This is a genomic window from Sphingobium xanthum, assembly GCF_019737615.1.
GTDB classification, from domain to species: Bacteria; Pseudomonadota; Alphaproteobacteria; order Sphingomonadales; family Sphingomonadaceae; genus Sphingobium; species Sphingobium xanthum.
Window position 1 is genome coordinate 15,513 of record NZ_JAHKKS010000014.1, and the last position, 18,356, is coordinate 33,868.

The window sequence follows — 18,356 nt, forward strand, 5'->3', positions numbered from 1 at the left end:
AGGCCGAAGACCCCCGCGCACCGGAAAATGCTCTGTTCGACAAGCGCCTAGAAGCGATATCTCGCTCGCACCGAGAAACTCCTGGGGGCACCAGGGAAAGTCCATAGTGCCGAATAGGAGTTAGAGAACCAGCGCTCGTTGAACAGATTATCGACATTGCCGCTGATCGTCAGCTTCTCCGTGATATCCACGGAGCCAACGATCTTCACGAGCGTGACCGAGGGCAGGGTGTAGGTCGTCGCCGTTTCGCCGAGCCGCTTGTCGATATACTGGACGCCGGCACCGAGAAGAGCGGATTTCTCGCCGATCGAGAATTCCTTGGTGACGAATATGTTGGCGCTGTGCTTGGGAATGTTGATGAGCGGATCGCCTGGCAGGATCTGCAGGGCAAAGTCCGGATCGCGCACGGCGGACGTCCAGTAGGCGTCGATATAGGCATAGTTGGCGATGATATTGAAATCATAGGGAAGCTTGGCGCTGAGGTCGAATTCGAGGCCCTTGCTGCGTGCCGAACCGACCGCGATCACGAAGCCGGAATGGTTGGGGTTCGGATCCGCGGTGAGGATGTTGGTCTTCTCCATCGTGAAGACCGCGACCGAAGCGTTCACGCGGCTGTCCGGCGATGTGTACTTGATACCGATTTCGTAAGATTCGGATTCTTCCGGCGAAAAAGTGCTGCCGAAAAAGTCCTGACCCGAATTGGGGCGGAAGCCCTGGCCATAGCTGCCGTAGATGGAAAGCGTCTGGGTCGGCTGGACGACAATGCCGCCCTGCGGGCTGAATGCCGTAACCGTCTGCCTTGCCGGATTGGTCGCCGACATAGCTGCCGCGCGATTCAGAAGCCGCTGACGGAATTCGTCATAGCGGCCGCCGACGCGAACCTTGAGCCACTCCGTCAGATCGATCTGATCGTAGAAATATGCGCCCCAGCTATGATCGCGTTCCAGTCGGTTATAGACGAGCGACGCCTGGGCGTTTGGCGCGGCATAGGCTCCATAAACCGGGTTGAACACATCCAGGCCATTGATCTGGGCCAGCGTGAGCGAGCTATTGTAAGCCGGCGGCCGGAAGCGGCTCTGGAACTGGTCGAGCTCGAAGAACTCATAGTCCGAACCGACGACCAGCGTGTTCGAAAGACCGGCAATATCGAAATGACCCGTAATTTCGGCGCGGCCGACGATGTTTTCGGACGTCGAGCGCGCAAAGCGACGCTGGCGCGACACGATCGTGCCGTTGGTGAGGAAGGGCTGCCTCGCTGCCGCCAGCTCCATATACTCGCCGATGCCTTCCAGCGACGTTGTGCGGAAGGCAGCGCCGACCAGCAGACTCCAATTCTCGTTCAGGTCATGCTGCAACTGCAGCTGGTGACCAAACACGTCGAGCTTGATCGGGCCATCGCCCGGTTCGCCGAGATAGCGGGATGGAGGCAGCCGGTCGAAATTGTTCTGAAAGATCGAGATGCCGCGGTCGAACGGAATCTTCTGCGACGAAAACTCCATTTCGTAGGAGATGCTGGTGTTAGCCCCGAGCTTCCACAGCAGCGACGGCGTGAGGAAGATCTTCTTCGTGTGGACCGTGTCGCGGTAGCTCTGTGCATTGTCATATGCGCCGTTCAGGCGGACCGCGAAATTGTCGGACATGGGCGCCGTGTAGTCGGCCTCCACGCGGAAAGCGTTCCAGCTACCACCCTGCAACTGGATATAGCCCTCTTCATTGAACTCGGGCTTCTTGGTGACGATGTTGACGGTACCGCCCGGCTCGCCGCGCCCGAATAGCGCTGACGTTGGCCCCTTGAGGACGTCGATGCGCTCGACGCTGGATGTGTCCCGCGGCCCTGCGAAGCCGCGGCCGCCATTGAAGCCGTTGACGAGGAAACCCGTGGGCACGTTGTTGGAATCGCCCGCGAAGCCTCGAATGGCGTAGCTTTCCCACAGTCCACCGAAATTGTTGAGGTGCGACACGCCGCTGACCAGGTCCAGTGCGGTCTCGAGACGGGTCAGGCCCGCAACCTTCAGACTCTCTTCCGAGAGCGACTGCACGTTCTGCGGCATGTCGCGCACGGGAAGATCGCCGAAATATGCCTGGCGTTGCCCTGTGACGACGATTGCGCCTTCAGCGGGCGTATCTTCGGCATCCTGCGCGAAGGCGGGGGAGCTCATCGTGGCGGCGGCCAAGGATGCGCCAGTGAAGAGACACAGTTTCAGTCTGGTTAGATTGCGCATGACTTACCCCTTGAGATTTAGTTGTTGTCGTTCGTTCCTCGTGAATGGGGCGCACCATCTCGCTGGCAGAAGACGGCGTCCCTGCATCAATGTCCTGCGAATTATCTGTTGTCAGCGCGGTTCTATGCGCCTTGTCTGCAGCTTCGACCCTATGCCTCCCGGCAAGAATCTTGCATCGAAGAGACCGTCGCGCGCAGCGTAATGTTGTGTATGGACTGTCATTATCGTGTAATATGCCGAGAAGGGCAGCTACCATATCGGCCGCTCGGGGCGCTCTTCACAGATATTTGAGCCACCAGATATCCTTGCGGCGCTGTTTCAGGCCAGCGAACCATCGGGTCGGCAGATAGAGCGGCACGACCAGGATCGCGACCCACAGCCAGACCGTCGAAACATTATCGACCCCGAAGACAGTGCCCTTGTTGGGCCCATAGATGCCGAGCGCGACGAGGTAGAGCGCTTTCAGGACGTAGAGGTGGAGCAGGTAGTAGAACATCGGCGCGCCGCCGAGCATCGCGAGCATCGGCATTGCGCGATGCTCCTGCAACTTCTCGAACAGAGCCAGCATGAGGGCGCCAAAACCGATCGTCGGCATCAGGAAGAGCAGTGATGGCGGATATTTGGTGAGCGCGAGAAAGCTCATGACCGTTCGCAGCGATGTTTCCGCGTAAAACCAAGGCTTATCGCCATAGACATTCGCAAAGCGAAGCAGCACGAAGCCAGCGATCAGCCCTATGCCCAGCCACACAAGCCGCCGGATGCGCGCTGCGGGGTCAGCCTGCTTTGCGAACCATGGTCCCACCGCATAGCCCAGAAGGATCAGGCCGATCCAGGGCAGGACGGGATAGGTCGTCTTTGCGATCATGCCGCCGCCCAGCTCGATGATCGCGCGCTGATGCAGCGCGGCCCACAAGGAATACCAGGGCGAAGCGGGCGTGAGGACGATCGAGTCGAGCAGATTGTGGCTGCAAACAATCACGAGGCCCAGGGTTGCCTGCGCCCATCGGGGGAGGTGGATAAGACCTGCCAGCGCGATCATGCAGATGCCGATGGCCCAGATCACCTGGAGCCAGAATGTCGTCGGCGGGAACTTCGCGGTCCATGCAAATCCTACAAACGTCAGTTCGAGGAAAATGAGGAACAGCCCCCGCTTGACGAGAAAGGACGAGACCTCCGCTTTGCTGTGCGATTGCCCGTACAGCCAGGCTGACAGACCCGTCAGTGCGATGAACACGGGCGCGCAGAAGGTCGAGATCAACCGCGTGAAGAACAGTGCGGGATCGGCGGTGTGCGCGTCGACAGGATCGGTCACCTGCATATGCAGAAACCAGGTCTCGCGAACATGATCGACAAGCATGAACAGCATCACGAGGCCGCGCAGGGCATCGATGGCGATCAGGCGGGTTTTAGCGGTCGCGACATTCGATGTCCTGTTGGCCACCGATGGCCCCGCCCAATTGGCTGTAGCGATCGTTTCAGTTGCCATGCTCGCAGCCCTCTCAACCCAGCTCCAATATACAGAGGCTAGACCCGCGCAGAAACATGCACTGCCAAAACAATGCCTGCGCAAGGCATGAAATTGCGAAAACATGGCCGTCACGGCAAGCAGGCGCCGCAGGCCTCGCATCGAAGGGAAATTGTGCGAACGAGCGAAGACCGTTCGCAAGCAGCCGGCAGGTACGGCGCGGCGATCTTAGAATTGGCGGCATCTCGCAATGCAGGATGAAATGAACCGGGTTCGCGCAAAAGGCCGGCTTGTTCTCGAAGCCGGCCTTCAAGCCCGCGCAGGTCGGATATGGTGCAGTTCGGCTCAAAGCTCGGGGTCGAGCGTCCCTAGCCAAGCAACCAGTGTCAGCACTGCAAAGCCGATGAGAAGCTCGATAGCGATCGCCGACCTGAGCGCTTTCGCCGTGTTCGGTGCCTGCCGGTCAAAACGCGGGGAAAGCCGGAACCGGTTATTTGCGGCCAGCAACAACATGACCATGAACAACAGCAATTTGAGGGCGAGCAGTCGGCCATATTGTGTTTCGGGCAATGCCATTAACCGGTCGATCGGTACGATCAGAGCCAAGTTGACCAGGCCTGAGATCACGAGCAGGCTCACGATGCCACTGCCGATCCAGCTGAAAGCATGCAGCATTTTGGCTGTCCGCCGATAGTCTGGGTCCGGCAGCAGCAAAATCAGCGCGGCCATTCCGCCGATCCATAAGGCGGCGGCCAGAATGTGCATGACATCGGCGAGGCGGTGAACCCATCCCAGCAGATTTTCCCCACTCGCTGCGTGGCCGCTCCACGCCAAAGTCGCGGCAGCCGCAGAGGATAGCATCAACAGCAGGACGGGATGCCGCTCCTCGTCGCAGAACAGGATGACGATCAGGAGGAGAAGGAGCCCAACTCGGACCATCGCGAGCTGAGCTATGGTGGTCGATCGGACCACAAGTTCGACGGTCTCCCAGTCGACTGGAAAGATATCGGTGCCGGCCATGCTCGCCGCGGTCGCGAGGATCCCGCACAGCGAAGTCGCAAGAGCAGTCGCTGCGAGCAGCGTGAGCAGGGTCCGATACCGTTCCAGGATGGCCTTGGCCTCGGCTCCTCCCAGCGACATCCGCAAGAAAAGCGGAACGCCCGTCAGAAGCGACAGCGTCGCAAAATTGCCGAGGCGAAACGCTACGGCCAGCGGATCCATGATGATTACTTCACGGCGAAGTCGTAGCTGCCTTCGATCCTGTGGCCGTCACCGGTCACAGCATGCCAGCTCAGCTTGTAGGTGCCGACCGGGAGTGCCCGCGGCAGGGCGAGTGTCAGCGTCTTGCCGTCGCCGGCGAGACTGGTTTTGAAGCCGGTCACCTTCATGGGCGCATGATTGGCCATGCCCGGCATGCCTGTCATCACGATTTCGGCCCCGGACAGCTTGTCGGTCACGGCACTGGAGAAGGTCAGGCTCACCGTTTTGACATTGCTGGCGGTCGATTTGGCAGCCGGTGTCGACTTTACGAGAGAAGCGTGCGCGAACGCGGGGCCTGCTACGGCGAGCGAGAGGAGGGCGAGGAACCCACGAATTGACAAACGACGAGATTGCATGACCTGATCCTTCCATTGCGTGGCCGGTTCTTGAGAATACGCGCCCGATGGGACTATCCCTGAACCAGGTGAGTGATTTTTTCGCGGGCTGCGTATCATCAGGAAGGAGGTAGTCATGACCGATCTCGATAGGCTTATAGGAAATCTCCGCCACGCGGCCGTCGATCCGCGCTTGTCGGCAATGGATGACAACGTGCTGTCAGGTATCGCGCTTGTCCGTGCCCGCAGCCGTGCGCGAGGTCAGGTCGTCACAATGGCCTCGCTGGCCTTGTTCCTGGGCCTTGGCGTGTCCGTCTTTTCGCCCGTTGGTGCGCGAGCGGAGCCGCCATTCGTGCTCAACCAGGCTCCGGTCAACGCCCCATCCGCGCTGTTGATCGGCGCCCGATGAAGATCGGCAACAGCTCGATCGTCACCATCGTCGTCGCATTCGTGGCGGCGCTGCTGGGTGTTCTGGCCGGTCGTCTTGTCCTCGTCGAGCCGTCTGCACCCGAGACAAGCTTTCACGCGGTGCTGCACAGCGGTTTGAACCTCGACGCGGGCCAGCGTGCTCGCATCGACCTTATCGAGAAGAAATTCGCGGACGAGCAGGCGGCCTACAAGCGCGAAATGGCTGACGACAACAGAAGACTCGCGACCGCGATCGAAGCCGAACGGGGCTATGGTCCGAAAGTCGCGGAAGCCATCGATCGATCGCATCACGCCATGGGCATGCTCCAGAAGCGCACTTTGCAGCACCTCTTCGCGATGCGGGAAGTGTTGACCCCGGAGCAGGCGCAACACTTTGACAAAGCGATGGTGGAAGCTCTGACTGCCCCTACGCAGTGAAAGTGCCGGTGGCTCCTGTTCCGGCGCGTCCGGGGGATGCTGATCTGGCGACGCGGGCATCGCATGGGGATGAAGATGCGTGCCGAGCCTTGATCGAGTGTCATCGCGACGCCGTCTATCGGTTGATCCGGTCGCAGACTGCCGATGCCGATGCCGCCCTGGATCTCACGCAGGAGAGCTTCATCGCCGCTTTTACGAACTTGCACCGATATGATCTCGATCGTCCCTTTCGCGGATGGATCATGCGCATCGCGCTCAACAAATGCCGCGACTGGCGTCGCCGGCAAATGGTGCGCCGCTTCTTTTGGCAGGCGCAGCCGCTTGACGGGAGTCTGGACGTTGCCGATGAAAGGCCCGGGCCTGATGCCGAGGCTTCGTCCCGGCAAGAGCTCGCGCGCACGCGAGAGGCCATACAGCGCCTGCCCGACAAGCTTCGTGAAGTCCTTCTCCTGCGGACGGTCGAAGAGATGAGCCAGGCGGCTGTCGCCCAGTTTCTGGGTGTCAGCCAGAAGACCGTAGAGACCCGGCTCTACCGTGCCCGCCTCAAACTGACTGAGCTGTTGGCGAAGCCGACGTCGGCACTGTGACGTTGCTGGACGGCGCTGCGCACCGGCAACTCAGTGAGGTTGGGATGGAGAATTGGCCATCTGCCGGCTTGCCTGTCCATGGATGGCGGATCGAGGTCGCTGCAAAAAATTTCCGTCAGAGATTGAGTGGAAACGCAATTGCTTGCGTATGACGAGACAGGAAGGGCGATGATCGCCTTGACCATGTGAGCAAAGGCGAGCCGGATATGCGTTGGGGTCTGAGCGACCGACGTTCCATTCTCAGAGGTGGTCTCACGACCGTCGGCCTGGCGTTTGCAGACTCCCTTTTTCCGGCATGGGCGCAGACGGGGACCGCCGGCACGAAGGCTGGCTCGGAGCTCTCGGGAGATCATATCCAGCTGCGGATCAGAAGTTCCCACATCGAGGTGGGGCGTCGATCCGGGCACGCCATTCTGGCGAACGGCACGATGCCAGCGCCGCTCGTGCGATTGAAGGAAGGGCAGAATGTCAGGCTGTCAGTCTCCAACGAGCTGAGCGAAGACACCTCGATCCATTGGCACGGCCTCATCCTCCCGTTTCAGATGGATGGCGTGCCGGGAATCAGCTTTCCGGGCATCAAGCCCGGCAGCACCTTCCATTATGAATTTCCGGTTCGTCAGGCAGGCACCTATTGGTACCACAGCCACAGCAATATGCAGGAGGCCATGGGCCTCTTCGGCCCGCTCGTTATCGACCCGGCCGGGGAGGATCCGGTCGGCTATGATCGGGAGCATGTTCTGCTGCTCTCCGACTGGAGCCCCGTTCATCCGCATAAGCAATTGCGCCGCCTCAAGCAGATGGGCGGATATTTCAACATGCAGAAGCAGACGCTTGCGGGGCTGTTGGCCGGAAAGGACCAGTCGCTGGACGAGCGTATCGACTGGGGCCGAATGCGGATGGATGCGACGGACATTTCCGACGTCACCGGCTCGACATACAGTTATCTCGTCAACGGGCACGACAGTGATGCCAACTGGACGGGGCTGTTCGTTCCGGGCGAACGGGTCCGGCTTCGCATCATCAATGCTTCCGCCATGACGAACTTCAATCTGCGCTTGCCTGAGCTTGCGATGACGGTCGTGCAGGCAGACGGTCAGGATGTCGTGCCGGTCGAAACGGACGAATTGCAGATTGCCATCGCGGAGACCTACGATGTCATCGTCACGCCGGGCGCAGCCCGGCCATTCGCGATCATAGCCGAAGCGATCGACCGGTCCGGACTGTGCCGCGCCACTCTTGCGCCTCAGCTTGGTATGACGGCCCCGCTCGTGCCGTTGCGAGCACGTCCGTTGCTCACCATGAAGGACATGGGCATGGACATGTCCGGCATGGACCTGGCGAGCGGCACGCTGGACTTGAGCGCTCCTGCGGATGCGCCGTCCAAGGGTGGGCACGGGTCGATGAAAATGCGCGATAAATCGCTCGCGCCAGAGAGTGTGCGGATGGGACCGGGGGTCGCGACCATCTCGGCCGCGCCAGCAGACCGGATCGCCGATCGTCCGACCGGGCTTGAGCAGGTAGACCATCGGGTTCTCACCTATGCGGATCTCAAGGCTCTCCATCCCAGCCACGATCGTCGCTCGCCGGAGCGGGAACTGGAAGTGCATCTCACGGCCAACATGGAACGTTACATGTGGTCGTTTGATGGTGTGAAACTCAGCGAAAATCCGGAGCCGCTGGCGTTCCGTCACAACGAACGGGTTCGCGTCACGCTGGTCAACGACACCATGATGCCGCACCCGATCCACCTCCATGGGCATTTCTTCGAACTGGTGAACGGCGCGGAAGACCAGCAACCGCGTAAGCACACCGTGAATGTGCTGCCCGGCGGCAAGCTCAGCTTCGACCTGACGGCGGATGCATTGGGAGATTGGGCGTTCCATTGTCACATGCTGTTGCACATGCATTCCGGGATGTTCCGGGTCGTTACCGTGCGAAAGGAGGGCGGGACCGCATGAGACTCGCCGTCGTTCTCGCACTCTCAACGCTTCCGATGCCGGGAGCGGGATGGGCCCAAGACCATGACGCACATCATGGGAGCCCCGGGTCCGCCGACGATGAAGGCACATCCCGGGCGACTTCACCTGCGGCCCCCACCGATCATGCTGCGGACGCATTCTATGACACCGTAGAGATGGAGAAGGCCCGTGCCGCTCTTCGCTATGAGGGCGGTGGCATGGGCGCATCGAAAATCATGGTGGATCGGCTGGAATGGAAGCCCGGCAAAGGCAGCGATGGCTATGCCTGGGAGGTTGAAGGCTGGGTCGGCGGCGATCTGGATCGGTTCGCGTTCAAGACAAAGGGTGAGGGCGAGATACGAGGTCCAGTTGAGAGTTTTGAGCTGCAGGCTGGCTGGAGCCACGCTCTCGATCCCTGGTTCAATATGCGCGCCGGCATTCGGCAGGATATTCGCCCGCGCCCGACGCGGACGCACGCCGTGCTCGGTATTGAAGGACTCGCGCCTTATTGGTTCGAAATGGAGGGAGAGCTTTTCCTTTCCCAAAAGGGCGAGATTACCGCGCGCGCCGAAGCCAGCTACGATCAACGCATAACGCAGCGCCTGATTATCCAACCCGCTGCGGAAATGAATTTCTCGGCGCAGGAAATCAAGGAACTCGAAACCGGCGCCGGGTTCACCTCCGTCGAACTCGGTCTTCGGCTGCGCTATGAGGTCGTGCGGGAGTTTGCTCCCTATGTCGGCTTTAACTGGGATCGTAAGCTCGGGGCGACCGCGCGCTTTGCCCGCGCGCATGGTGAGGCGGTCGAAAGTCTGCGGTTTGTGACGGGCGTCCGCCTGTGGTTTTAGAGCAGATCATGCCGTCCGAGCGTGGCGATCCTGTCTTGAGTTGTGCAAACGGCCTCGATAGGCTCGCTTCATGCCATTCATGAGGCTCTTTGCGGTCAGTCGATTTTACGCGCTGCTTTGCCTCGCGCTCGCCATCATGCTTGCCGCCAATTCACTCTCGAGCGCGATCGATCAGATGCAGCATGCAGGCGGCGTTGCAGTCGCGCATGAACATATGATGTTGAGCGATCTGAGCCTCGAACCTGACCATGCCGATGTCGGTATGGCTGACGACAATCTTCCCGACCATTTGCCAGGAACGCATCATCATCATAGCGACGCGGGTGCTGGTCTCCCCGCAACCGCGCCGATGAATACCGGGCAGGCGACGCTGACACGTGACCTGTTCCGATTGGTGTCGATGCCGGGGCACGTGGGACAAAAGTCGGGTGGGCCCGAACGCCCTCCGAGACAGGTGATTTCTTACAGCTGAGCACCGCGCCGCATCTGCAGCGCGGGGTGTCCCACGCTCATATGCAAGGCATCAGGTCATGTTTTCCCTTGATCGTGCGCGTTCTGGCGCACGCCCCTTTCGAGTAAGGCCGCTCCATGGCCTGCTCCCGTTCATTTTCATAGCGCAGTCGGCAGTTGCTCAACCCTTGACGCTGGGTGAGGCGCTTTCCCGTGTCGCCAGCGGTGATCCAATTCTCGCGGCGAATGCTGCGAACATGGACGTCGCAAAAGCAACAATTGCACAGGGAGATGTGCGACCTCGTGACACCGTCGGAGTGGAACTCGAGGATTTTGCCGGCACCGGCCAATATTCGCCATTTCAAACATCCCAGACAACCGCCTGGTACGAGCGCACATGGGAGCGCGCCGGAAAGCGGAAAGCGCGCGTCGATGCGGCGCGCTCGGAAGCCGGTGTAACGGCGCAACGCGCCCGTTTGCGAATGCTTGACCGGTTTGCCGAGGTCCAATCGGCCTGGGTCGAAGCTCTTGCCGCGCAAGCTGCAGTCGGGATTGCGGATCAGCGTCTGGCCGCCGCGCAGCGATCGGCGAGCGAAGTCGATCGACGTGTCGGGCGCGCCCTCGATCCTCTCTTCGCAGGCGAACGAGCGCGGACCGCTGTCGCGGAAGCGCGGATCGCGCGGGACCAGGCACGCAGACAGGCGGAAATCGCTCGCGCAAATCTGGCCGCCTGGTGGGGAGGTGATTCCAATTTCGAGCTGGAAGCTGGCGTTCTTTCCGACATGACTCTTGCAAGCGATGCGGGAGAAGCGCCGGACATTGCTCTGCTCCTGGCAGAAGGACAATCCGCGGAGGCTCGGGTTCGCCTTTCCGAAACGGGCAATGTCGGCGATCCGACCGGTCGGGTCGGCTTGCGGCACTTTGGGCAGGGCAATGATTTCGCGATCATGGTTGGCGGGTCGATCCCGCTCGGAAACCGGGCTGCCAATCGGAGCAATGTCGATCGTGCGCGCGCGGAACAGACGGCGGTAGAGGCGGAGGTGGCCGTGCTGCGGCTGGAGCGGCGCCGCGAAGTCGATCGACTTGCCGCCGAACAGTCGCTGCTGGCCACCGAGATCGGCCGGATCGATCGGGAAGTGCTGCCAAGTGCCGAGCGAGCGATCGTTCTCGTGCGTGACGGGTTCGCACGCGGCGGCACTGCCTTCACGTTTCTCGAAATCAACCAGGCCCAGCAGGTCCTGATCGATGCGCGTTTCCGTCGCTTGGATCTGCTTCGCCGGTTTCATCTCGCCGGCGTGCGGCTCGATCGTCTGACCGGCCGACATCTACCTCTTCTTGCCAGCGAGGAGACCCGCTGATGACTTACAGATTTCGCATTCCCGCGACCGCGCTGCTCGCATTGTCCCTCCTCTCGGCTTGCGGCAGCACGCAGGAAGAGCATGCCGAGGGCGACGCGCATGAGGCCGCAGCCGAAGAATATGAACGCGGCCCTCATCGAGGACGGATGTTGCGCGACGGCGACTTCGCGATCGAGATGACCATCTTCGAGGAGGGCGTCGATCCGGAGTTCCGGGTCTATGCCTATCGCGGCGACCAGCCGGTCGCGCCTGGCGAGGTCCAGCTGACGGTCGGTCTCAAGCGACTTGGCGGACATGTCGACAGGTTTTCGTTCAAGCCACAGCAGGACTTTCTGCGAGGGCAGGGGGTGGTCAAGGAGCCACACTCGTTCGATGTGCAGATCCGAGCCGTCGAAAGCGGCAAGACCCATAGCTGGTCTTATGCCTCCTATGAGGGACGCACGACCATCGGTGCGGAAGCAGCCAAGGCCGGCGGCGTCAAATCCGAACGCGCCGGGCCTGTCGCGATCAGCGAATTGATCGATATGGCGGGACGTGTCGAGATCACGCCTGAAGGAAAGGCTGACGTGCGCGCGCGCCTGCCGGGCCAGATCATGTCCATGAACGGAGAATTGGGGCAGGCGGTTCGCCGGGGCCAGACCCTGCTGCGCGTGGAATCGAGTCATTCGCTGCAAACCTATTCCGTGACGGCGCCGATCAGCGGCATCATCGTGGAGAAGAATGCCAATGTCGGCGACGTGACGGGAGATCGGGCGCTGTTCGTCATCGCCGATCCGACGAAGCTCCACGCCGAATTCTTCGTCTATCCGCGCGATGCCGAACGCATCCGCGTCGGCCAGCGGGTAGCGTTGCGTAGCCTGTCCGGGGAAGCGCGTCTGGAAGCGTCTGTCGAGGCGGTTTTGCCGACCGCCGATCTCATCAGCCAGACGTTGGTCGCCCATGTTCATCTGCCGCCGGAGGCCGCAAATCTGTTCCGTCCAGGCATGGGCGTGGAAGGATCATTCGCGGTCGCGCAAACGCAAGTGCCGCTTGCAGTGCGGACCAAAGCCATCCAGCGCTTCCGGGACTTCGAAGTGGTCTATGCCAAGGTGGGCAACACCTACGAAGTGCGCATGCTCGAACTCGGGCGGCGGACACCGGAATGGACCGAGGTGCTCGGCGGGCTCGATCCGGGCACGGAATATGTGACCGATGGCGCATTCCTGATCCGTGCTGACGTCGAAAAGTGGGGGGCGAGCCATGACCACTGATGCGATCGCTCCGGCGCGCGCGGCCCTTCTCGAACGACTGATCTCGCTTTCCATTCGCTATCGATGGGCGGTCATAGGATTCGTCGTCTTGCTGTGCGTCATCGGCATGCTGAGCTTTCAGCGGTTGCCGATCGATGCCACGCCGGACATCACAAACGTGCAGGTGCAGATAAACAGCGAAGCGGCCGGTTTCTCGCCGCTCGAGGCAGAGCAGCGCGTCACCTTCCCTGTCGAAACGGCGATCGCCGGGTTGCCGGGGCTTCAGTATACGCGCTCCATTTCGCGCTATGGCCTGTCACAGGTCACGGCGGTGTTTGCCGATGGCACCGACATCTATTTCGCACGCCAGCTCATCAACGAGAGGCTCCAGACGGCACGGGATCAATTGCCGGAGGGCGTCGCCCCGGAAATGGGACCGATCGCGACCGGTCTTGGCGAGATTCTCATGTACACGGTCGAAGCAGCGCCGGGCACGAAGCGGCCCGACGGCAGGCCCTATACGGCGGAAGACCTTCGCACACTCCAGGATTGGGTGATCCGTCCGCAACTTCGCAACACCCCGGGCGTAACCGAAGTGAACAGCATCGGTGGTTATGAGCGGCAATATCATGTCACGCCGCTTCCCGATCGACTTTCCGCCTACGGGCTGACGCTCAACGATGTCGTCCAGGCGCTGGGTCGCAACAATGCCAATGTCGGCGCGGGCTATGTGGAACGATATGGAGAGCAATATCTGGTGCGCGTGCCGGGCCAGGCTTCAAGCATCGACGACTTGCGCTCGATCATCGTGACGAGCCGCAACAACGTGCCTATCCGCGTTGCGGATGTAGCGGATGTCCTGATGGGTGAGGAACTTCGCACTGGCGCCGCTACCGAAAATGGTGGGGAAGTTGTCCTCGGAACGGTGTTCATGCTGGCCGGCGAGAATAGCCGCATCGTTTCGCGCGCCGCGGCTGAACGGCTGGCGGTCGCCGCCAAGGCCTTGCCGGCGGGTGTTACGGCCGAACCGATCTACGACCGCACCGATCTCGTCGAGCGCGCTATCTGGACTGTCGAGAAGAACCTTCTGGAGGGCGCGCTGCTCGTCATCGTCGTGCTTTTCCTTCTTCTCGGGAATATCCGGGCGGCGCTCATCACCGCCGCCGTCATTCCGATCACCATGCTCATGACGATTACCGGGATGCTCAGGGCGGGCGTGTCCGGCAACCTCATGAGCCTGGGCGCGCTGGACTTCGGCCTGATCGTCGATGGAGCTGTCATCATCGTCGAGAACTGCTTGCGGCGGTTCGGCGAAGCGCAGCACCGGCTCGGGCGGCTCCTCGATCGGGAGGAACGGTTTTCACTGGCCGCGACGGCAACCTCGGAAGTCATCCGTCCATCGCTGTTCGGCGTCATGATCATCGCGCTTGTCTATGTACCGATTTTCGCGCTGACCGGGGTGGAAGGGAAAATGTTCCATCCGATGGCTATCACCGTCGTGATGGCCCTGACCGCTGCGCTCGTCCTTTCGCTTACGTTTGTTCCGGCAGCAGTCGCGCTCTTCGTCAGCGGCAAGGTCGAGGAAAAGGAGAGCCGGCTGATGCTCTGGGCCCGCAAGGCCTATGAGCCGGCGCTCGAGGCGGCACTGCGGTTGCGTGTCGCCGTCGTCGTCGGTGCAGCGGTTCTTGTTGCGCTGTCTGCGTTCGCCGTGACGCGGATGGGGTCCGAGTTCATTCCCAATCTCGACGAAGGGGATATTGCATTGCATGCGCTGCGTATCCCGGGCACCAGCCTGTCGCAGGCCATCAAAATGCAGAGCGAGCTCGAGGCGCGTCTGAAACGCTTTCCGGAAGTCGAGCGCATTGTCGGAAAGATCGGCACTGCGGAAGTGGCGACCGATCCGATGCCGCCCTCGGTTGCGGATACCTTCGTCATGCTGAAGGATCGGTCGCAATGGCCGGATCCGCGCAAGCCCAAAGCGAAGCTCGTGAAAGAAATGGGAGCGGCGGCCGCCACGATCCCCGGCAACAATTATGAGTTCACTCAGCCGATCCAGATGCGGTTCAACGAATTGCTGTCCGGTGTGCGCGCCGACGTTGCGGTAAAGGTTTTCGGCGACGATCTCGACCGTCTTCACGAGATTGGGCAGGCAATCGAAAGCGTCGTTGCCGGGATCGACGGGGCACGGGACGTCGCCGTCGAGCAGGTCACCGGCTTGCCGGTGCTGCAAATTACGCCTGATCGGGCCGCGCTCGCGCGCCTCGGCCTCAATATCGGTGACCTTCAGGATGTTGTGGCTGTCTCGATCGGCGGTGCCCAGGCGGGTCAGGTCTTCGAAGGCGACCGACGCTTCCCGGTCATTGTGAGACTGTCCGAAGACATCCGCTCCCGCGTCGACGAAATCGGGCGACTTCGCATCCCCCTCGGGCAACAGGGTAACGATCCTCGCGGTTCCGTCCCTCTTGGCGACGTTGCGAAAGTGGAAGTCGTCATCGGACCGAACCAGATCAGCCGCGAAGATGGAAAGCGGCGTGTCGTTGTCACGGCCAATGTCCGGGATCGGGATCTGGGATCGTTCATTCGCGAGGTCCAGACGAAAGTCGAGGCGGAGGTCGAGGTTCCTGCCGGATATTGGATCAACTATGGCGGCACGTTCGAGCAGCTCATCTCGGCCGCAGAACGATTGCAACTGGTTGTGCCGGCGGCGCTGGTGCTGATTTACGGACTCCTGTTCTGGCTGTTTCGGTCTGCCCGCGATGCCGCGATCGTATTTTCCGGCGTGCCTCTGGCGCTCACGGGAGGAGTCGCGGCTCTCCTCATTCGCGGACTCCCGTTGTCCATCTCTGCTGGCGTCGGCTTCATCGCGCTTTCAGGCGTCGCCGTTCTGAACGGCGTCGTCATGCTGAGCTTCATCCGGGCTCTGGCGGCCGAGGGGCGACCCATTGCCGAAGCCATTCGCGAAGGGGCCGTGACGCGGCTTCGACCGGTGCTGATGACGGCGCTGGTGGCCTCGCTGGGCTTCGTTCCCATGGCGTTCAACGTCGGAGCGGGGGCCGAGGTACAACGACCATTGGCGACCGTCGTGATCGGCGGTGTGATTTCTTCGACGCTGCTGACTCTTCTGGTTTTGCCGGCATTGTATCTGATCGTGCATCGTAGCGCGTCTTCCCGAGACGGGAGCAGGGTCTCGGCGGTCGTTTGATCGGCCTATGCCTGCCGAGGGGGAGCGCGGGAAATGCGCTTCCCCTCGTGCATCGCCCGCAGCCGCGTGTCGCTGAGCATGTTGGCAGCTTCTTCATAGCGCGGAAGCGCCTGCCAACAAATCTACCGACAGAGCCGTGAGAGGACCTTTGTGCCGACTTAGACCGGATGGGCGGAAAATCGCGGATTGCCGTGGATTTTCAGTCATATGTTGACCCCCGAGGGAGCTGGCGCACTTCAGCTGCAAACTTGTTCTTCGTCCTGCTCATATCGGCTCCACTTACTCAGAAGTTGGAGCCTCCGGCAAACCCTGGGCGGTTCAGAATGCTTAGGCTTTTTGCCCGGAAGGGCGTCGCGTTGAGTTGCGTAAATCGGCTTGGAATATGTTGGCCGAAATTCCAAAGTGTCGTCGCTATTCTATGATTAGACGGAAGGCGATCTGCCAATCTGAAAATAACAACAACGAAAAACAAATTTTCAAGCTTCGTGCAAAGTAGATTGGTCCGAGGCTTCATGCTGCGTTTGTGAAGCCCGATTGACGGCCGATACTTAATTCGTTAACCATGAGGGTCTGATCACGCCAACAGGGAGGGCTTTGATGACCGCATCGCATACGCACGCACGCCGCTCCCGCTTCGGGCTTTACCGCAAAGCCTGACCTCGGCGCCGGAGGCTTTTTGTGTCGCCGCCTTCGTGATCTCTCCAGAATAGCAAAGGACGACACGCCTCTCGTGTCGATGCATCTATGAGCAAGAAAACCGCACGTGACCGCGCGGATGCCATTCGTCTCGGTCTTTCCTTCACGTTCCGCCATTGGGCCCGGCACAAGGGCTGGGTGGTCTTCATCCTCGCCATGATGATGCTCAGCACCGCGGCCGAGATGTTCGTACCGCTGTTCGCCGGGCGCTTGACCGATGCCTTGCAGCGCGGTGTCGCCGGGCGTGGCGATGCGCTTCACGCGTTCGGGGTGATGACGGCCCTGACCTTGGGCCCGGTCATCTTCATGCGGCTCGGCATCTTTGGTATCATCGCACTCACCCTGCGCATCATGCAGACGATCGGGCGCGAGGCGTTCCATCGCGTCCAGCGCTTCTCGACCGACTGGCACGCGAACAGCTTCTCGGGCTCCGTCGTCCGCAAGATCACGCGCGGCATGTGGGCCGTGGACCTGCTGGACGATGTGCTGCTGATGGGCCTATTCCCGGCCATCATCGTTCTCTCCGGCGCGATGATCCTGCTGACCGTGCACTGGCCCGTGCTGGGCGCCGCGATGGCGCTCGGCTCGGCCGCCTATATCGCGCTGACCGTGTTCATCTCGGTGCGCGTCGTCGCGCCGGCTGCGACGCTGTCCAACCGGTGGGACACGGCGATGGGCGGTATCCTGGCGGACTCGATCGGCGCGAACAGCGTGGTGAAGGGCTTCGGCGCCGAGACGCGCGAGGACGAGCGTGTCGGGCGCATCATCGCCAAGTGGCGCAATCGCACGCGGCGGACCTGGGTGTTCGGCACGTTCGGCAATCTCGTGCAGGTTACGTTGCTGTGGTTCGTGCGCGGCATCGTCACCGGCGGCGCGATCTGGCTATGGTGGGACGGGCAGGCGAGCGCGGGCGATGTCGTCTATGTGCTCACCACCTATCTCGTCATCCACGGCTATCTGCGCGACATCGGCCAGCATGTCTCGCATCTCCAGCGCTCCGTGAACGACATGGAGGAGCTGGTGCGCATGCACGACGAGCCGCTCGGCATCGAGGACAGTGCCGGCGCCCTGCCGATCATCGTGGACGCGGGCGAGATCCGCTTCGATCATGTGCGCTTCCAATATGGCGGGCACACGACGCCGCTGTACGAGGATCTGGACGTGGTCATTCCGGCCGGGCAGCGTGTCGGCCTCGTCGGCCGGTCGGGCTCGGGCAAGACGACCTTCGTCAAGCTCGCCCAGCGGCTCTATGATGTGACCGACGGCCGCGTGCTGATCGACGGGCAGGATGTCCGCTTCGCCGAGCAGGCAAGCCTGCGCAGCAACATCGCGATCGTGGCGCAGGAGCCGATCCTGTTCCATCGCTCGCTTGCCGAAAACATCGCTTATGGCCGCCCCAATGCGACCATGGCCGAGATCGAGCGGGCGGCGACGCTGGCCAATGCGCACGACTTCATTGCCCGGCTGCCCAAGGGTTATCGCACCCTGGTCGGCGAGCGCGGCGTGAAGCTCTCGGGCGGCGAGCGGCAGCGCGTGGCGCTGGCGCGGGCGTTCCTCGCGGATGCGCCGATCCTGATCCTGGACGAAGCGACGTCGAGCCTCGATTCCGAGTCCGAAGTGCTGATCCAGGACGCGATCCAACGGCTCATGGGTGGGCGCACGGCGGTCGTGATCGCGCACCGGCTGTCGACCGTCCGTTCGCTCGACCGGATCCTCGTGTTCGAGCAGGGGCGTATCGTCGAGAACGGGTCGCACGAGCAGTTGCTGGCGATCGAGGGCGGGCATTACCGTACCCTGTTCGACCACCAGGCCGGGCATGGCGAGGCGATGCTGGTTGAATGAGAAGAGCGTCCTCGCCCTTGATAGGGGCGGGGACGGCTTTTCTATTTTCTGGAAATAT

At 61.4% G+C, this 18,356-nt stretch carries 14 protein-coding genes; 9 read left to right on the top strand and 5 right to left on the bottom strand.

Annotation, left to right across the window (positions count from 1 at the left end; genetic code table 11):
- Positions 1-47: 47 nt before the first annotated feature.
- The 4 genes from KM135_RS17990 to copC form a co-directional block, all read right to left on the bottom strand.
- Complete coding sequence (locus KM135_RS17990) at positions 48-2,159, bottom strand: TonB-dependent siderophore receptor (RefSeq protein WP_246606320.1); 2,112 nt, start codon at positions 2,157-2,159, stop codon at positions 48-50.
- 340 nt (positions 2,160-2,499) lie between these two features.
- Positions 2,500-3,708 (bottom strand): acetyltransferase domain-containing protein, encoded by a 1,209-nt coding sequence (locus KM135_RS17995; RefSeq protein ID WP_221715514.1) that lies wholly within the window; start codon positions 3,706-3,708, stop codon positions 2,500-2,502.
- A gap of 324 nt (positions 3,709-4,032) precedes the next feature.
- A complete protein-coding gene (gene copD, locus KM135_RS18000) occupies positions 4,033-4,908 on the bottom strand; it encodes a copper homeostasis membrane protein CopD (protein WP_221715460.1) in 876 nt (291 codons plus the stop codon).
- Positions 4,909-4,913: 5 nt separating this feature from the next.
- Positions 4,914-5,303, bottom strand: a complete 390-nt coding sequence (gene copC, locus KM135_RS18005; RefSeq protein ID WP_221715461.1) for a copper homeostasis periplasmic binding protein CopC — start codon at positions 5,301-5,303, stop codon at positions 4,914-4,916.
- Between the two features lie 115 nt (positions 5,304-5,418).
- On the opposite strand from copC, the gene KM135_RS18010 reads away from it, so the two are divergent.
- The 6 genes from KM135_RS18010 (at position 5,419) to KM135_RS18035 (ending at position 9,993) form a co-directional block, all read left to right on the top strand.
- Positions 5,419-5,691 (top strand): hypothetical protein, encoded by a 273-nt coding sequence (locus tag KM135_RS18010; RefSeq protein ID WP_221715462.1) that lies wholly within the window; start codon positions 5,419-5,421, stop codon positions 5,689-5,691.
- Positions 5,688-6,128 (top strand): periplasmic heavy metal sensor, encoded by a 441-nt coding sequence (locus KM135_RS18015; protein ID WP_221715463.1) that lies wholly within the window; start codon positions 5,688-5,690, stop codon positions 6,126-6,128. Before KM135_RS18010 ends, KM135_RS18015 begins: the two co-directional genes overlap by 4 nt.
- 8 nt (positions 6,129-6,136) lie before the next feature.
- On the top strand, positions 6,137-6,715 hold the full coding sequence (locus tag KM135_RS18020) for an RNA polymerase sigma factor (protein WP_221715515.1): 579 nt from the start codon (positions 6,137-6,139) through the stop codon (positions 6,713-6,715).
- 206 nt (positions 6,716-6,921) lie between these two features.
- Positions 6,922-8,673, top strand: a complete 1,752-nt coding sequence (locus KM135_RS18025) for a copper resistance system multicopper oxidase (RefSeq protein WP_221715516.1) — start codon at positions 6,922-6,924, stop codon at positions 8,671-8,673.
- Positions 8,670-9,521 carry a copper resistance protein B gene (locus KM135_RS18030; protein WP_221715464.1) on the top strand — a complete coding sequence of 284 codons (852 nt, stop codon included), beginning with the start codon at positions 8,670-8,672 and terminating at the stop codon, positions 9,519-9,521. The genes KM135_RS18025 and KM135_RS18030 overlap by 4 nt, the downstream gene beginning before the upstream one ends.
- A 70-nt stretch (positions 9,522-9,591) precedes the next feature.
- Entirely contained in the window at positions 9,592-9,993 is a 402-nt protein-coding gene (locus tag KM135_RS18035; protein WP_221715465.1) for an ABC transporter substrate-binding protein, read from the top strand.
- 37 nt (positions 9,994-10,030) lie between these two features.
- Here KM135_RS18035 and KM135_RS20245 read toward each other — a convergent pair whose 3' ends face one another.
- Positions 10,031-11,296, bottom strand: a complete 1,266-nt coding sequence (locus KM135_RS20245; RefSeq protein WP_485116777.1) for a hypothetical protein — start codon at positions 11,294-11,296, stop codon at positions 10,031-10,033.
- Between the two features lie 32 nt (positions 11,297-11,328).
- On the opposite strand from KM135_RS20245, the gene KM135_RS18045 reads away from it, so the two are divergent.
- The 3 genes from KM135_RS18045 to KM135_RS18055 all read left to right on the top strand — a co-directional run bounded on the left by KM135_RS18045 (position 11,329) and on the right by KM135_RS18055 (position 18,298).
- On the top strand, positions 11,329-12,579 hold the full coding sequence (locus KM135_RS18045) for an efflux RND transporter periplasmic adaptor subunit (RefSeq protein ID WP_221715467.1): 1,251 nt from the start codon (positions 11,329-11,331) through the stop codon (positions 12,577-12,579).
- Positions 12,569-15,760: an efflux RND transporter permease subunit gene (locus tag KM135_RS18050; RefSeq protein WP_221715468.1), complete on the top strand. Its 3,192-nt coding sequence runs from the start codon at positions 12,569-12,571 to the stop codon at positions 15,758-15,760. Before KM135_RS18045 ends, KM135_RS18050 begins: the two co-directional genes overlap by 11 nt.
- A gap of 744 nt (positions 15,761-16,504) precedes the next feature.
- Positions 16,505-18,298: an ABC transporter ATP-binding protein gene (locus KM135_RS18055; RefSeq protein ID WP_221715469.1), complete on the top strand. Its 1,794-nt coding sequence runs from the start codon at positions 16,505-16,507 to the stop codon at positions 18,296-18,298.
- Positions 18,299-18,356 lie beyond the last annotated feature (58 nt).

What these genes read in the sequence shown, in the direction of transcription:
- KM135_RS17990 (WP_246606320.1), bottom strand. Translation starts at nt 2,159, where the DNA reads ATGAGCTCCCCCGCCTTCGCGCAGGATGCCGAAGATACGCCCGCTGAA.
- KM135_RS17995 (WP_221715514.1), bottom strand. Translation starts at nt 3,708, where the DNA reads ATGGCAACTGAAACGATCGCTACAGCCAATTGGGCGGGGCCATCGGTG.
- copD (WP_221715460.1), bottom strand. Translation starts at nt 4,908, where the DNA reads ATGGATCCGCTGGCCGTAGCGTTTCGCCTCGGCAATTTTGCGACGCTG.
- copC (WP_221715461.1), bottom strand. Translation starts at nt 5,303, where the DNA reads ATGCAATCTCGTCGTTTGTCAATTCGTGGGTTCCTCGCCCTCCTCTCG.
- KM135_RS18010 (WP_221715462.1), top strand. Translation starts at nt 5,419, where the DNA reads ATGACCGATCTCGATAGGCTTATAGGAAATCTCCGCCACGCGGCCGTC.
- KM135_RS18015 (WP_221715463.1), top strand. Translation starts at nt 5,688, where the DNA reads ATGAAGATCGGCAACAGCTCGATCGTCACCATCGTCGTCGCATTCGTG.
- KM135_RS18025 (WP_221715516.1), top strand. Translation starts at nt 6,922, where the DNA reads ATGCGTTGGGGTCTGAGCGACCGACGTTCCATTCTCAGAGGTGGTCTC.
- KM135_RS18030 (WP_221715464.1), top strand. Translation starts at nt 8,670, where the DNA reads ATGAGACTCGCCGTCGTTCTCGCACTCTCAACGCTTCCGATGCCGGGA.
- KM135_RS18035 (WP_221715465.1), top strand. Translation starts at nt 9,592, where the DNA reads ATGCCATTCATGAGGCTCTTTGCGGTCAGTCGATTTTACGCGCTGCTT.
- KM135_RS20245 (WP_485116777.1), bottom strand. Translation starts at nt 11,296, where the DNA reads ATGTCGGCCGGTCAGACGATCGAGCCGCACGCCGGCGAGATGAAACCG.
- KM135_RS18045 (WP_221715467.1), top strand. Translation starts at nt 11,329, where the DNA reads ATGACTTACAGATTTCGCATTCCCGCGACCGCGCTGCTCGCATTGTCC.
- KM135_RS18050 (WP_221715468.1), top strand. Translation starts at nt 12,569, where the DNA reads ATGACCACTGATGCGATCGCTCCGGCGCGCGCGGCCCTTCTCGAACGA.
- KM135_RS18055 (WP_221715469.1), top strand. Translation starts at nt 16,505, where the DNA reads ATGAGCAAGAAAACCGCACGTGACCGCGCGGATGCCATTCGTCTCGGT.